Raw genomic sequence first — 13,886 nt, 5'->3', positions numbered from 1 at the left:
TGGAGACGTTATGCCAGCCTACCGCTCAACCATCATGATGATGCTCAGCCTTATCCTCATCGGCTGTAAATCGACCCCTAGGGAAGAATCGGCTTCAGGACAGACCAAAGGACAATGCGACGCCTCCGCTGTAGAGAGGTTCGTCGGGCAACAGGCGAGTCCGGCGATTCGGGATCAGGTTCGGCGTGAAAGCGGCGCTGCGACCGTTCGCATTGTTCGTCCTGACGATATCGTAACGCTTGAATACAACCCCAAGCGCCTGACGCTCTCTACTGACAAAGCCCTAGTAATTCAAAAAGTCAATTGCGGGTAACGGAGCACCACCGGTCGTATAAATACCTGGAAACCCGTTCGGAGGTTGAAGGGCGAGCGGAACGGCAAGTAGGCTAGTAAAAGCTAATTGCCATCATCTTACCGATGAGCGCCCTTCGAACGTGGCCGCCCCAAGCTGTACGCGACCAAATGACCTACGAGCCGAAGTCAGGATGCACTACCGACAGACAAGCAGAATTGCCATATTTGCACTCGCCCTACTCTCTCTTGCCGTGTTGGCATTGAAGGACTCACCCACTTCTGAGCTCTATGTCGGCGCCGATAAGCTTTACCACTGGATTGGATTCAGCGTTCTCACCTATACGGCTCATCTAGCGTTTCCACGGGTGCGACTTGGCTCGTTGTTCGTCTGGATTCTAATTGGCGGCGCTTCGATAGAGTTGCTGCAGGCCCTTTCGCCTTTCCGCACTCCGTCCCTGGCGGACTTAACCATCAATATTGTCGGCATCCTGACCGGCCTCGGCGCCACCCAGCTAAAGCAGGCGGATCAAAAAACGTCGAGCCGGCGCCAGCGCCGATCTTCCGGCAGAAGACGTCGTCGCCGCATCGACGACGAGCGACTTCCAAAGGACGTTTCTTGAATTATTGGTGGTTGTCGCATTAGAAACGAGACAGCTCCGGGCAGCGGCTCCGATACGTCGCGTCAGGAAACCGCTGCCTTACGCGCCCGTAGGGTGGAAGCGGAAAATGATTTAGGCGGAGCTAACAAGAAATATAAATCGTAGCGCTTGATGATCACCTGTGCCACAAGCGGCGCGCCCAGCCCTATCAGAGTACCCACTATCAAATGCACGGGAATCGAATCGATACCCATGAAACTGCCAAGCAGCACTCGGACGCCACTTCCGGCAAGAATGTGCATCAGATAGATAGTCATCGAAGAGGCACCGATGAACAATAGCCATTCCATCCGAGCCTGACCCAACCACATTGACAGGGAGACCATGAAGAAGATCGAAACGGTAGCCAGGCTAAGCACCGGCAAACCACCAACCTCCCAATTCAAGCCGAACGTCATGTGGAACAGATACTGACCGATCACGAACAACGCCCCCCAAAACAAGGTGAGCGATACATAACGGGAAAGGAAGAAACTCCGTATTTCGTTGAACCAGACACCAAGCGCAAAAAACACTGCATTACCAAAGATAAATCTACCGATACTGCCTACCTCGAACTCTCTGCTCAGCACGTATAACCCACCAAACACCAGCCATAACGGAAGAAAATAGCGACGATCAGCCTTCCAATAGGCAAAGGAGCACACCACAAACACGAGGAACAGGGCGTACAGAAACCAGAACTGCGCGCGCGGCGACCATAGCAGGGAGAAAACCTGCCCTAACGTGACCTCACCGTTGGTGTAATTCGACAGTACAACCTCAATCACACCTTGCAGTAATGACCAAACGATGAATGGATAGACAATGGTGTCCACCTTGTTCACGATCAGCCCGGCTTTGCCTCGCTTCATCAGTGAGTCGTAAAAGAACAAGCCAGAAAGAAAGAAGAAAAGCGGCATGTGAAAGCTATAGATGATGCTATCTACGAGTAGATATAGGCTCTCATCCATCGGTAAGCCCGCGTTGTAGACGCCACGCGCCACGTGTCCATAGACCACCAGAATGATCCCGATGGCTTTGGCGTAATCGACCCAGGCATTTCTCTCCTGCATCACATTTCTCCTTATGATGGGGCAGCTCCAGCGACATCACAGCCGGCGCTCGCAACGGCGAAGCAGGTAGACAGTAAAAAATGCGTTCAGTTTGTTATTCAGCCCTGACTGCCCGACGTAACGCCTCTGACTGCTTGGGCGAGGCGCGCCAAAAAACCTAGCAAGTGCAAAGTTTGGACTGTTGGGAAAGCTGTAGGCCGCAGCCATGCGCAGACCAAGCGTTTCCGATCTGCAAGTGCGGCAAACCCTAGCCCCGAACTGGTGTACGGAACGAAACAAAGTCAAATCGACAGCCCGATGGCCATGCCGCGGGGCCCGACCTCATGGTTGCCGGAGTTTCGCTTCGAGTGTTATATGGCATGTTTCGGCGGAGCCAGCGATGCCTCAACCCAAGCTCGACAAATGTTCCATTTTGCTGCTGGCGGGTGGGCGCGGGCGTCGAATGGGTGGTCAAGACAAGGGGCTTGTATCCTGGCACGGCAGACCCCTGGTGGCCTGGCTGCACCGCATCACCCGCCCGTTGACTGACGATCTTCTCATCTCCTGCAATCGTAACCTGCCGCAGTACAGGGCGTTCGCCGACCGCTTGGTCCGAGACGCCGAAACGGATTTTCCCGGCCCACTGGCAGGCATACGCGCGGGCTTGGCAGTTGCTCGCCACCCAACGGTAATGGTATTGCCATGTGATGCCCCGCTCATTGACGAAGCACTTCTGGCAGCGCTGTACACCAAATCACAAGAACAGCCGGACGTCCCGCTGATGGCGCGGCGGGGCACGCAGTGGGAGCCGTTGTTCTGCATCATCCCAGTCAGTGTTGCTCCAGCTATCGAAGAGGCCTGGCGAAAGGGAGAGCGAAGCAACAGAAGAATTCTGGCTTCTCTCGAAGCCAGAGCGCTCGAACTTGATATCGACGACCCCCGAATAGCAAACATGAATTCACCGGAGCTGCTCTTGGAACAGCCGCCGCCAAAGGGAACTTAGCGCTTCGGGACATCGTCACAGACGGCACTACAGAGGAGAATTAACATGCGAACCATAACCGGACCTACGCTGATTCTACTTGCCGGAATGAGCCTCGTTGCTGGCTGCTCGAGTCCCAGCGTAATTACACTCAACGACGGCCGCGAGATCCAAACGCTGGACCAGCCTGAGTACGATGACGAGGCTGGGTTCTACGAGTTTGAAGGTCTCGATGGCAAGCCGGGACGAGTAAACAAGGACCAGGTGCGCACCGTCCAAGAGCTGTAGCACTGATGGCGTTTCCTGGCGCCTAGCGCCTTGGTTCGGACCGTTGAAAATCAGCCGCTGGGTGCTTGTGAAGCAAAACTTTTTCTGTAAAATGCGCGCCATCTTCGGAGCGTAGCGCAGCTTGGTAGCGCGTCTCGTTCGGGACGAGAAGGTCGCTGGTTCGAATCCAGTCGCTCCGACCAACATCCCGATAATGATCAAAAAAAAACCGGCCACGCGCCGGTTTTTTTTGTGCCTCAAATCTAACGGAGGGTCACAACAAACTAAGCTGAAGCACTCCCAAACGTCGTGAACAATTGCCACGACCACAGCTCGTCCCTTTGCCCTTCAACTCATCGCTGCAGGAACCATACGACCTGTTCCAGCTCGAACGGCCAATCAAGCTCCATCCCCGTGTCTATCCGTCGCAGTACTGGTATACGAAGCCCGTAATCTTCAAACCACTCCGGACGCTCCGCTATATCAAGCACTTCCACAAGCAAGCCACTCTCAACCAGAGGCAAAACGACCGCCTCGGCTTGCTCACACAGGTGGCAACCCAGCGTTCCAAACAGTTGACATTCCGGCAGATGCATAACTCGGGCTCTTCCAAATTGGCAATGCGAGTCTAGCAGGCAGGTCACGCTGCAGCTGCCGCCCAGCTTAGTTATTTCGAACCAAACCCTAGGGAAAAGTGTGATTTTGAACTCAGTCGAAAGACGGTTTGATTTTGGCAATCGACTCGACGCTAACAAACGGCTAGGATGCTGCAGCCCAAGCGGTCAGAGAGCTGCGGGGCCGGAGGTGTATGCGCGTATCGGTAGCAACTTAGGCTTGCAACAAGTCGGCCTACTACCGGGTGAGTTAGCCGACACATCCACGCTTAAGTCCGAATGACTAAAGTCTAAGGGCTCAAATGCTGAGGTAGTGTTTTATTACACGGCGCCAAATAGCGACTTCAGAGCATCATCCAACGAGGAGAAATAAGAAATGCTCAAGACCCCAATCGCCCGGGGCGTGGCCCTAGCCACTCTGGGAGCAACACTGGCTGTTCCAACACTGGCTCAAGCTGCTTTTGTTGAAGACACCAAAGCTGGCCTGGAACTGCGTAACTTTTACTTCAACAGTGATTACCGCCAAGAAGGCGCAGGCCAGTCCAAGCAGGACGAGTGGGCGCAGGGATTCATTCTTCGCGTTCAGTCCGGTTACACGGAAGGTACTGTTGGTTTCGGCGTCGATGCGCTCGGCCTGCTGGGTCTGAAACTGGATTCGGGCGGCAGCGGCAAGGACCGTCGCACCGGCACAGGCCTGCTGCCTGTCGGCGCATCTGGCGCACCGGACGATTACTCTCAGCTAGGCTTGACTGCAAAGGCGAAAGTTTCGAACAGCGTTCTGAAAGTTGGCACGTTGCAGCTGAAAAACCCGGCGATTGCCACCAGTGACAGCCGCCTGCTGCCTGCGGTCATGCGCGGCGCACAAGTCGTTTCCAACGAAATTGACGGCCTGACGCTCGACTTGGGGTACGTTGACCAGATCAACAACCGCAACTCGACTAACTATGAAGACATGGGCATCAATACTTCCGGGAAAAGCATCACCGGAACTAGCGGTGTAGAGTCGGACGAGTTTGTCTATCTTGGTGGCACCTACAAGGTCACCAAAGATCTGAGCACTTCGTACTACTACAGCAACCTGGAAGACTTCTACAAGCAACACGCGCTGAACCTGGTGCATGTGTTGCCTATCGGCAAAGATCAATCATTGAAGACCGACCTGCGCTACCAGCGCTCGACGGACGACGGCAACACTAACGTCGACAACAAGGCCTTCGGTGCAATGGTTACCTACTCCCTGAGCGGGCATGGTTTCGGCCTGGGTTACCAGAAAATGTCTGGCGATACCGGCTTTGCTTATGTAGGCGGCAACATCGACCCATACCTGGTTAACTTCGTCCAGATTGGTGACTTTGCCAAAGCGGACGAGCGTTCTTGGCAGGCGCGTTATGACTACAACTTCGCCGCTATTGGTATTCCGGGTCTGACCTTCATGACTCGCTACATCACCGGTGATAACTTCGAGCGTGCCGGCGTATCGGAAGGCAAAGAGTGGGAACGTGACACTGACATCGCCTACACCTTCCAGGAAGGTGCGTTGAAAAACCTCAACATCAAGTGGCGTAACGCTACCTTCCGTAGCAACGGCACAGCTGACGATATTGATCAGAACCGCCTGATCGTCAGCTACACCATTCCGCTGATGTAATAGCGGCGTAGCCTGAAAACGCAGTAGAAAGAAAACCCGCTTCGGCGGGTTTTCTTGTTTCAGCTTTCGTAATTTCACAGAGCCAACCAGAGCAGGAGAAGACGACGCGGCACATTGCTCCAAACGAAGCGGGAACCTTGCACCGCCTACATGCTCGAAACTCTTAGGCGCCGGGACCTTCGTTCCCGCAATACTGAAAAAAGGAGCTGCAGATGTCTACCGAATCGACTTTTGGGACCAATGACAATACGCCGATCCCTGATGGAACAGCCGGAACTCATGCATCCCCGCTGATTGACAAGTCAGCGCATCGCCGCAACCTGCAGGCGGCTCAGAACGCGCTCATCGAAGAGTTTCATACACTTATCGGTGATACAGAGCGTCTGCTCAAACACACGCAGGACACCGCCGGGACTCAAACCGAAGAGCTTCGCGGCAAGATCAATGCGAACCTGACCCGTGCTCGGCAGATGCTTAAAGAGCAGGAAGGCAGTCTTCGGGAACAGGGCCAGGCAGCTATCCAGTGCACTGAAGAGTATGTTCATACTCACCCGTGGCAATCGATTGGCATAGCGGCAGGAGTTGGCTTTCTCTTCGGCCTGATCACCCGCCGCTGATATGTGGGGAACCGATCCAATGGAAACCAGACACGCTGACGAAGCCCCTGCCCCTTCTATCAAGAAGATGGGCAGTGCGCTGGCTGGACTCGTGCAAGGGCATTTGGAGCTCATCGGCATTGAAATCCAGGAAGAACGAGCCCGGGCATTCAAGCTGTTTTTGCTGGCTAGCATGAGCCTGATACTCGGATTGCTGATTCTCGTCGGGCTTTCGTCCGCGATTGTGATTGCCTTCTGGGACAGCAACCCTATCGCAGCGATTCTGGTTCTCTGTGCGCTCTACGCGGTCGTGATGGGCGTTTGCATCAGCCGCGCAATCCGTCTAGCCAAAGAGAGCGCCTCGCCCTTCCACGCTACTGTCGAGGAACTGGCCCGTAACCGGGAGCGTTTACTGCCATGAGCCTACCGTTAAGCAGTTCAGCCGATTTAGCCATGCGCAAGGACCTAGTTCGCTTGCGCATGGAGATGAATCGCCAACAAATCCTTTATCACTCGCAGCCACTGGCTCACCCTTTCCAGCGGATTAAGGGAATGGTCTCGAGCACCGGAGACTCGGACCATCACGTTGGGAAAGGCCCATTGCTCATTGCTGCGACTGTAGGGCTCAGCCTGTTCGGTCGCCGACTGGGCAAGCTCGGCAAGTTGGCCAAAGTAGGCATGATGCTCTACCCGCTCGTGCGTAGGCTCCGCCACTAGTGAGATAACGGTATCGTCCGTTCCTCAACGTAGTCCATGCCATGCCACACCGTATGGCATGGCGCTCGCTATTTGCTGTAGGCTGATTCACAGCAAACGACTGGCCGATAAATCTGTGCGGTTGCCCCTCATCGAGTGTATCGGTGGGCGACGCCACCCTTACTGGCGACATCAAGGAGGTTGCTCTTTGGACTGGCATACGCTGCTGAATCGCGAGCGGCTTGGGAAATCCGTACAAAGCAATGAAGAGCTGGGCCGAAGTCCGTTTCACAAGGACCACGACAGAATCATTTTCTCCGGCGCGTTCCGCCGACTTGGGCGTAAAACCCAAGTGCACCCCGTATCAAGCAACGACCACATCCATACGCGCCTGACCCACTCCCTGGAGGTCAGCTGTGTCGGGCGATCGCTTGGCATGCGTGTGGGTGAAGTGCTGCGTGAGGGCCTGCCTGAATGGTGTACCCCCGCAGATCTCGGCATGGTCATCCAGTCCGCTTGCCTGGCTCACGACATTGGTAATCCCCCATTCGGCCACTCCGGTGAAGATGCCATTCGTCATTGGTTCCAACAGGCCGCTGCGCGGGGCTGGCTCGATGACATGAGCGATGAGGAGCGGGCTGATTTCCTGAATTTCGAGGGCAATGCGCAAGGATTCCGAGTACTCACGCAGCTCGAGTACCACCAGTTTGATGGAGGTACGCGACTAACCTACGCCACGCTCGGAACCTACCTCAAGTACCCCTGGACGTCACGTCATGCAGAGGCCCTCGGTTACAAGAAAAACAAGTTCGGTTGCTACCAGAGCGAGCTCCCGCTACTTGAGCAGATAGCCACCAAGCTCGACCTTCCGAAACTGGACGACCAGCGCTGGGCTCGGCACCCGCTGGTTTATCTGATGGAGGCCGCCGATGACATCTGCTACGGGCTGATCGATCTCGAGGATGGGCTTGAGATGGATCTGCTGGAGTATGCCGAAGTAGAAGCTCTGCTTCTGGACCTGGTCGGTGACGACTTGCCTGAAACCTATCGACAGCTCGGCCCGACGGATTCGCGCAGGCGAAAACTGGCAATTCTCAGAGGCAAGGCAATAGAGCATCTAACCAACGCAGCGGCGGAGGCGTTCGTCGAGCAACAGCAGGCGTTGCTGGCTGGCCATCTCTCCGGCGATCTGGTTGAACATATGCATGGCGCAGCCAAACGATGCGTGTTGCAAGCCAAGGCGATGGCTCGCGAGAAGATATTTCAGGACAAGCGCAAAACATTGCATGAAATCGGGGCATACACCACGCTCGAGATCTTACTGAACGCCTTCTGTTGCGCAGCGCTCGAACAACACGGCGGCCGTACACCGTCGTTCAAGAATCGCCGCATACTCGACCTGCTTGGAAACAACGCACCAGACCCCGGCTGGCCACTGTACCAATCATTCATTCGTATGATCGACTTCATCGCAGGCATGACCGACAGCTACGCAACGGAAATGGCGAGCGAAATGACTGGGCGCTCGAGCCCAACGTGATCGTTATGAGGAAGCCTCTGCGAAAGTTGATTGGCTGGCAGCCAGGCCGCCCCGCCTGGGGTGCTGCGATGGTGGCAGGCCTCGGGTGCGCTTTGCCACTTCTGCTCGGCCTCTTCAGCGGACATACAGGTTTCCTCTGGGCAACGGTTGGTGCGTTCCAGGCGGCAAAGGCAAACCCGCTCCACCGTCTCGGCATGCTGAGGATGCTGCTGCTGATTGGCCTTGGCGCCGTCAGCGCTGGACTTGGCTTCTGGTCAGCCACTCACCCGATAATAAGCCTCGGATTGTTCGCCTTCTATGGCCTACTGTTGGCGTGGTTACAACGGTATGGCAGCGAGGCCGGAAAACTGGGGATAGGACTCGCGATCTGCCTTTGCCTTGGTCAGGGGCAGTATGGCATTGGTGACTTCAACAACCCTCAGGCAATTGCTGTGCTATTTGCCCTGGGAGGGCTCTGGGTCACGCTTCTAGCCTTCGGTCTTCGAGGCATGCATGGCCTTCGCATGTGGCCTTACATGCCTCGGCTGTTAAGCTTGTTCAAAGTGTTGCGGCGCCGAGCTCGAAGAACGCCGATTCGCCGATGGCGACTCCATGCACTGACTTATGTCCTCGCCGCCTCCGTTGGCGGCCTGATCGTGACTTTGGCTGACCTACCGCGTGGCTACTGGCTGACACTGGCGGTGTTCACAACGCTGCAGATGGACGTCCAGCGCAGCGTTACGCGCGCTCTGCAAGCCAGTATCGGAATTTTCTGTGCAGCGGCAGTGCTGATCTATATGGGTCACAGCCTGGCCGACCCGCCGGTAATGGTCATGATCATGCTACCGCTGGTGATGCTCAGTCGAGCATTCCAGGCCCACCATTACGGACTTTTCGTTCTGCAGACAACATTGAGCTTCGTACTGCTAGCCGAAACCCTTGCGCAAGATTGGGGGCTGCCGCAGGTACGCCTGGTCAACGCGGCCATTGGTGTGGGGGTAGCGCTGACCGTGACCTTGCTGATGCATTGGCTCCGCCAGCTGATCGCCCGAATTGCATTGCGCAAATCCGGGCAAACAGCCAAAACCGATCAGGGCAGCAACGACTCGATCATGCCTTAGCGTTGATCTCGTTCTCTGGATACCAGACGTCCATCAAGGGGCTCACGTTGAATTCGGAAAGTTCGTCGCGCCCCTTGAGCCACGAATCGACTTGACCGCGCTGCTCTTCGTTAACAGAGCCGCGGCTCGACAGGCAGACGAAACCGTAATCTTCGCCACCGATATAGCCTAGTCCGTTGGCCTCGATGGCTTCGTTCAGGAAGGCCTCGAGGAAGGTATCAACTGCTTTGCTATCGAGGCCGTCACGGTAGGTCAGATTGACTTCGAAACCCAGTTCCTGGAATTCGTCGACACAGAGTTTTTTGCGCAAGCGACGCGAGCGGTTAGTAGCCATTGATTCGGTCCTTTATATAACGGTGATAACGGCGCGCACTCTAACAGCAACGGCGGGCTTTCGCGATTGCAGAGGCAATCCACCGGGCCCGCTCTTTGCTGAAAGCTTAATCTGACTACATTTTTTTGCAGGGAAACGACCCTGACGTCTACGCTTGTCGGATGAGAAGCACGTCACTTCTCGGACGTGGGCATAATGGCCCGCCCTTTTCCCTGAACGCTGTAGGGAACCTTCATCATGCTATTGATTTCAAGCCTGCCTGCCCAAGCCAATCAGGGCAGAGCCGTTGGCAAATTGCTGTCCCGTATTGCCGCTGCCGCGTTAGTTCTGCCACTGGCCTTCCCCGCCATCGCTGAAACGGTCAACCAGACCTTGCCGCCCCGTGTCGCCCAGGCGCTCAAGGCGAACAAGATAGAAAGCAGTGCCCTTTCCGTTGTGATGCTACCGCTCAACGGAAAGGGGGCGCCCACCTTCGTCAATGCGGATGTCTCGGTTAACCCCGCCTCGACCATGAAGTTGGTGACGACGTACGCCGCTCTGGAGCTGCTCGGCCCCAACCATCAATGGAAAACAGAGTTTTATGCAGACGGTCCGATCGAAAATGGCACGCTGAACGGCAACCTCTACCTAAAGGGCGGAGGTGATCCGAAACTCAATATGGAGAAGCTCTGGCTGTTGCTTCGCGACCTTCGCGCCAACGGCGTCCAGACTGTGACCGGTGATCTCGTGCTGGACCGCAGCCATTTCGTACAGCCGTCACTGCCGGTCTTCGACGATGATGGCAATGACAAGAACAAGCCTTTCCTGGTCGGCCCGGATTCACTGCTGGTCAATCTAAAGGCACTCCGCTTCATTGCCCGAAACGACAATGGCGATGTCAACGTGATCGTCGAGCCGCCGATCGCTGCGGTCCAGATCGACAATCGCATCCAGGCGCTGCCGAAAGCCAAATGCCCGGGATGGCCAGACATTCGCTATAACCCGGTCGAGAACGGTGAAGGCGTGACCGTTGTGGTAACCGGCAAGCTTCCGGCTGGCTGCAGTGGGCAGACTTACCTGTCGCTGCTCGACCATCAGCGCTACGCTGCTGGCGCGGTACGGGCGATCTGGCAGGAGCTGGGGGGCAAAATTATTGGCGTAGACCGAGTGGCGCCAGTAGCCAAGAACGCCAAGATGGTCGCACGCGCCTATTCGCCTGATCTGGTCGAGATCATTCGAGACATCAACAAATACAGCAACAACACCATGGCGCGGCAATTGTTTCTGAGCCTGGGTGCGGAATTCCGAAACGAAGCGGATGCAGACGACTCAATGGCCGCACAGCGCGTGATCCGCCAGTGGCTGGCGAAGAAAGGTTTGATTTCACCGCATCTCGTCATCGAGAACGGTTCGGGCCTGTCGCGAGCAGAACGCGTCAGCGCAAGAGAGCTGGCGAGCTTGCTACAAGCCGCCTGGCAAAGCCCCTATGCAGCGGAGTTCATCTCATCGATGCCCCTTGCTGCGGTGGACGGCACCATGCGCAAGCGTCTGCGCAATACTGGAGTGGCCGGCAAGGCACACGTCAAGACCGGGACCTTGAACACGGTGCGCGCGATTGCCGGATACAGCCGCGACAACGACGGCAACACCTGGGCAGTTGTCGCGATACTCAACCACCCTCGTCCCTGGGGGGCATCATCGGTGCTGGACCAGGTGCTGGTCAGCCTTTATAACCGCCCGACTAACGACAGCACTGCGCAACGCTGACCCAGGTTGACCGCGAAATGCTTCATGAGGTGATCAGGGAGGATTACCTCATTCCCCCGAGTAGCAAGAGCGCGATCAGCGATGGCATAAAACGCGCCGCAACCTCCCCACCCGCCTCCTCAGCCGGAGGATCACCGGGCCTGAAGTTTCCAGGCCCGATGTATTTTGCTGTTCCGACGGAAATCCTCGTCGAGGGTTGCCGCGGTGATTTCCTCAACGTCGTAGCATTCGGCCACGCCAGGGTCGAGGACAAACTTGCGGAAGTTGTTGGAAAAATAGAGCGTGCCACCCGCAGCCAACCGTGCCATCGCAAGGTCGAGCAAGGCGACATGATCGCGCTGGACGTCGAACACCCCTTCCATGCGCTTCGAGTTGGAGAATGTCGGCGGGTCGATGAAAATCAGATCGTACTCATCGCGGCTGGCTTCCAACCAGGTCATGACGTCAGCTTGCTCCAGGCGCTGCCTGTCCGAAAGGCCGTTAAGCGCCAGATTGCGCCGCGCCCAGTCAAGATAGGTTTTCGACAGGTCGACACTGGTCGTGCTGCGCGCGCCGCCCTTGGCCGCATGGACAGTTGCGGTTGCGGTGTAGCAATACAGATTCAGGAAGCGCTTACCCGCTGCTTCGCGCGCGATGCGCTGGCGTATCGGTCGATGATCGAGAAACAGCCCGGTATCGAGATAATCGGTGAGATTCACCAGGAGTTTGACGTCGCCCTCCTTTACTTCGAGAAATGCGCCCTGACTGGCCTGGCGCTCGTACTGCCGCGTCCCGCTCTGACGCTCTCGACGTTTGACGACTACACGATCACGAGAAATGCCCAGCGCTTGGGGGATAGCGCCAAGGGCGTCATACAGCCTTGCTTGTGCCTTTTCCGGATCGATCGAGCGTGGCGGTGCATATTCTTGCACGTGCACCCAGTCACCGTATAAATCGATCGCCAGCGCATACTCAGGCATGTCGGCATCGTAAAGGCGGTAGCACTGAATGCCTTCCTTGCGCGCCCATTTACCTAACAGCCGCAGGTTCTTCTGCAGACGATTGGCGAACATCTGTCCGCCTTCACTGAGGCGCGCCAACTCGGTGGCGGGTTGCGCTTCGCTCTTATGCTCGGCAGTGGCCGCTCGTTGACCGGTCACGAACTGATCCAGCTCGACCTTGATCAACAGCAGCTTGCAAGGTAGTGCTCCGTTCCAGAACGCGTATTGCTTGTGGCTGCGGATACCCATCCGCTTGCCCAGATCGGGCGCAGACGTCAGTACCGCAGCCTCCCAGCCGAGGCAGGCCTGGCGCAGCCGTTCGCCGAAGTTCTGATAGAGATAGACCAGACTCGCCTCATCACCCAGACGCTCGCCGTACGGTGGGTTACAGATGACCAACCCTTTCTGATTCTGGTCCGGACGGGGTTCGAATGCCGCCACATCCCCTTGATAGACCCGGATCCAGTTGGCTAATCCGGCACGCTCGATATTGTTCTTGGCTGGCTGGATAAGGCGTGGGTCGGCTTCGTAGCCGCGGATCCAGAGAGGTGGCTTGGCCATCCCTGCCTCGGCACGCGCTTGCGCCTCGGCATGCAGTCGATTCCATAGTGCAGGAACGTGTCCGAGCCAGGCACTGAAGCCCCAGCGCTCGCGGCGCAAATTGGGCGCAATGTCAGCGGCCATCATAGCCCCCTCAATGAGGAAGGTGCCGACGCCACACATAGGGTCGGTGAGCGCGCCGCCCGCAGCTGCAATGCGTGGCCAGCCGGCGCGAATGAGCACGGCAGCGGCGAGGTTTTCCTTGAGAGGCGCAGCACCCTGCTGCAGACGATAGCCCCGCTGATGCAGGCTGTGCCCCGATAAGTCCAGGGACAGAACTGCCTGGCCTCGGTCGAGCCGCAAATGGACACGCAGGTCCGGATTCAGCTTGTCGACGCTGGGTCGCTCACCCGCCGGTGTACGGAGTCGATCTACGATGGCGTCCTTGACCTTGAGTGCCCCGAAGTGCGTATTGTCGATTCCTGACCCATGGCCACTGAACTCGACTGCCAGGCTACCCGTCGCCTCCAGATGCTCGCTCCAGTCGACCTGATGAACGCCTTCATACAGGGTTTCGGCATCTGTCGTGGCGAAACGACCGATGACCAGCAGCACGCGATTGGCCAGGCGCGACCACAAGCAGAGACGGTAAGCGACCTCCATATCAGCAAAACCGCGGATCGCCGAGGTCTGCTCTCGCGCTTCCTCCAGCCCAAGGCCAGTGGCCTCTTCGATCAACAGGCCTTCAAGCCCCTTGGGGCAGGTGAGGATAAGTTCGTGGCGGTCAGTCATGGCATGTCCAATGTATCGGATCGCGGAAGTGACGCCTGCAGATCCTGGTTCGAAATTTGTGCCG

At 56.7% G+C, this 13,886-nt stretch carries 15 protein-coding genes and 1 tRNA gene; 12 read left to right on the top strand and 4 right to left on the bottom strand.

All coding sequences use genetic code 11. The features are described from left to right. Positions 1-10 precede the first annotated feature (10 nt). Both JQR87_RS08110 and JQR87_RS08105 read left to right on the top strand, forming a co-directional pair. Positions 11-313, top strand: a complete 303-nt coding sequence (locus JQR87_RS08110) for an I78 family peptidase inhibitor (RefSeq protein WP_407291054.1) — start codon at positions 11-13, stop codon at positions 311-313. Between the two features lie 172 nt (positions 314-485). Continuing rightward, the gene (locus JQR87_RS08105) at positions 486-914 is read left to right on the top strand and encodes a hypothetical protein (protein ID WP_407291055.1); all 429 of its coding nucleotides are present in this window, start codon (positions 486-488) and stop codon (positions 912-914) included. Positions 915-976: 62 nt separating this feature from the next. Here the strand turns inward: JQR87_RS08105 and JQR87_RS08100 are convergent, their stop codons facing one another. Then, positions 977-2,008 (bottom strand): acyltransferase family protein, encoded by a 1,032-nt coding sequence (locus tag JQR87_RS08100; protein WP_407291056.1) that lies wholly within the window; start codon positions 2,006-2,008, stop codon positions 977-979. A 379-nt stretch (positions 2,009-2,387) separates the two neighbouring features. Between JQR87_RS08100 and mobA the strand changes: the two genes are divergently transcribed. From mobA to JQR87_RS08085, 3 genes are all read left to right on the top strand, one after another. Continuing rightward, positions 2,388-2,990 (top strand): molybdenum cofactor guanylyltransferase MobA, encoded by a 603-nt coding sequence (gene mobA, locus JQR87_RS08095; RefSeq protein ID WP_407291057.1) that lies wholly within the window; start codon positions 2,388-2,390, stop codon positions 2,988-2,990. A gap of 45 nt (positions 2,991-3,035) precedes the next feature. Further along, on the top strand, positions 3,036-3,257 hold the full coding sequence (locus tag JQR87_RS08090) for a YgdI/YgdR family lipoprotein (RefSeq protein WP_407291058.1): 222 nt from the start codon (positions 3,036-3,038) through the stop codon (positions 3,255-3,257). A 105-nt stretch (positions 3,258-3,362) separates the two neighbouring features. Next, positions 3,363-3,439 (top strand) — tRNA-Pro (locus JQR87_RS08085). 150 nt (positions 3,440-3,589) lie between these two features. Here JQR87_RS08085 and JQR87_RS08080 read toward each other — a convergent pair. Next, entirely contained in the window at positions 3,590-3,832 is a 243-nt protein-coding gene (locus JQR87_RS08080) for a glutaredoxin family protein (RefSeq protein WP_407291060.1), read from the bottom strand. 394 nt (positions 3,833-4,226) lie between these two features. Between JQR87_RS08080 and JQR87_RS08075 the strand changes: the two genes are divergently transcribed. The 6 genes from JQR87_RS08075 to JQR87_RS08050 all read left to right on the top strand — a co-directional run bounded on the left by JQR87_RS08075 (position 4,227) and on the right by JQR87_RS08050 (position 9,430). After that, positions 4,227-5,498, top strand: coding sequence for an OprD family porin (locus tag JQR87_RS08075; protein WP_407291061.1), 1,272 nt, complete (start codon positions 4,227-4,229; stop codon positions 5,496-5,498). A gap of 212 nt (positions 5,499-5,710) precedes the next feature. Continuing rightward, positions 5,711-6,115, top strand: coding sequence for a DUF883 family protein (locus JQR87_RS08070; protein WP_407291063.1), 405 nt, complete (start codon positions 5,711-5,713; stop codon positions 6,113-6,115). A 19-nt stretch (positions 6,116-6,134) separates the two neighbouring features. Continuing rightward, positions 6,135-6,515, top strand: a complete 381-nt coding sequence (locus tag JQR87_RS08065) for a phage holin family protein (protein ID WP_407291064.1) — start codon at positions 6,135-6,137, stop codon at positions 6,513-6,515. Next, positions 6,512-6,811 carry a hypothetical protein gene (locus JQR87_RS08060; RefSeq protein WP_407291066.1) on the top strand — a complete coding sequence of 100 codons (300 nt, stop codon included), beginning with the start codon at positions 6,512-6,514 and terminating at the stop codon, positions 6,809-6,811. The genes JQR87_RS08065 and JQR87_RS08060 overlap by 4 nt, the downstream gene beginning before the upstream one ends. A gap of 187 nt (positions 6,812-6,998) precedes the next feature. Beyond that, positions 6,999-8,330 (top strand): deoxyguanosinetriphosphate triphosphohydrolase, encoded by a 1,332-nt coding sequence (locus tag JQR87_RS08055; protein ID WP_407291068.1) that lies wholly within the window; start codon positions 6,999-7,001, stop codon positions 8,328-8,330. 5 nt (positions 8,331-8,335) lie between these two features. Continuing rightward, the gene (locus JQR87_RS08050) at positions 8,336-9,430 is read left to right on the top strand and encodes an FUSC family protein (protein WP_407291069.1); all 1,095 of its coding nucleotides are present in this window, start codon (positions 8,336-8,338) and stop codon (positions 9,428-9,430) included. Here JQR87_RS08050 and JQR87_RS08045 read toward each other — a convergent pair. Further along, a complete protein-coding gene (locus JQR87_RS08045; RefSeq protein ID WP_407291071.1) occupies positions 9,420-9,764 on the bottom strand; it encodes a YggL family protein in 345 nt (114 codons plus the stop codon). The two genes, JQR87_RS08050 and JQR87_RS08045, sit on opposite strands and share 11 nt — an antisense overlap. 237 nt (positions 9,765-10,001) lie before the next feature. Between JQR87_RS08045 and dacB the strand changes: the two genes are divergently transcribed. Next, positions 10,002-11,510, top strand: a complete 1,509-nt coding sequence (gene dacB, locus JQR87_RS08040) for a D-alanyl-D-alanine carboxypeptidase/D-alanyl-D-alanine endopeptidase (protein ID WP_407291073.1) — start codon at positions 10,002-10,004, stop codon at positions 11,508-11,510. Between the two features lie 131 nt (positions 11,511-11,641). Here the strand turns inward: dacB and rlmKL are convergent, their stop codons facing one another. Next, on the bottom strand, positions 11,642-13,822 hold the full coding sequence (gene rlmKL / locus JQR87_RS08035; RefSeq protein WP_407291075.1) for a bifunctional 23S rRNA (guanine(2069)-N(7))-methyltransferase RlmK/23S rRNA (guanine(2445)-N(2))-methyltransferase RlmL: 2,181 nt from the start codon (positions 13,820-13,822) through the stop codon (positions 11,642-11,644). Positions 13,823-13,886 lie beyond the last annotated feature (64 nt).

The sequence above is a fragment of the Stutzerimonas stutzeri genome (assembly GCF_051028275.1).
Lineage (GTDB): Bacteria > Pseudomonadota > Gammaproteobacteria > Pseudomonadales > Pseudomonadaceae > Stutzerimonas > Stutzerimonas stutzeri_AS.
This window is presented reverse-complemented; position numbering and strand designations above follow the sequence as displayed.

What these genes read in the sequence shown, in the direction of transcription:
- JQR87_RS08110 (WP_407291054.1), top strand. Translation starts at nt 11, where the DNA reads ATGCCAGCCTACCGCTCAACCATCATGATGATGCTCAGCCTTATCCTC.
- JQR87_RS08105 (WP_407291055.1), top strand. Translation starts at nt 486, where the DNA reads ATGCACTACCGACAGACAAGCAGAATTGCCATATTTGCACTCGCCCTA.
- JQR87_RS08100 (WP_407291056.1), bottom strand. Translation starts at nt 2,008, where the DNA reads ATGCAGGAGAGAAATGCCTGGGTCGATTACGCCAAAGCCATCGGGATC.
- mobA (WP_407291057.1), top strand. Translation starts at nt 2,388, where the DNA reads ATGCCTCAACCCAAGCTCGACAAATGTTCCATTTTGCTGCTGGCGGGT.
- JQR87_RS08090 (WP_407291058.1), top strand. Translation starts at nt 3,036, where the DNA reads ATGCGAACCATAACCGGACCTACGCTGATTCTACTTGCCGGAATGAGC.
- JQR87_RS08080 (WP_407291060.1), bottom strand. Translation starts at nt 3,832, where the DNA reads ATGCATCTGCCGGAATGTCAACTGTTTGGAACGCTGGGTTGCCACCTG.
- JQR87_RS08075 (WP_407291061.1), top strand. Translation starts at nt 4,227, where the DNA reads ATGCTCAAGACCCCAATCGCCCGGGGCGTGGCCCTAGCCACTCTGGGA.
- JQR87_RS08070 (WP_407291063.1), top strand. Translation starts at nt 5,711, where the DNA reads ATGTCTACCGAATCGACTTTTGGGACCAATGACAATACGCCGATCCCT.
- JQR87_RS08065 (WP_407291064.1), top strand. Translation starts at nt 6,135, where the DNA reads ATGGAAACCAGACACGCTGACGAAGCCCCTGCCCCTTCTATCAAGAAG.
- JQR87_RS08060 (WP_407291066.1), top strand. Translation starts at nt 6,512, where the DNA reads ATGAGCCTACCGTTAAGCAGTTCAGCCGATTTAGCCATGCGCAAGGAC.
- JQR87_RS08050 (WP_407291069.1), top strand. Translation starts at nt 8,336, where the DNA reads ATGAGGAAGCCTCTGCGAAAGTTGATTGGCTGGCAGCCAGGCCGCCCC.
- JQR87_RS08045 (WP_407291071.1), bottom strand. Translation starts at nt 9,764, where the DNA reads ATGGCTACTAACCGCTCGCGTCGCTTGCGCAAAAAACTCTGTGTCGAC.
- dacB (WP_407291073.1), top strand. Translation starts at nt 10,002, where the DNA reads ATGCTATTGATTTCAAGCCTGCCTGCCCAAGCCAATCAGGGCAGAGCC.
- rlmKL (WP_407291075.1), bottom strand. Translation starts at nt 13,822, where the DNA reads ATGACTGACCGCCACGAACTTATCCTCACCTGCCCCAAGGGGCTTGAA.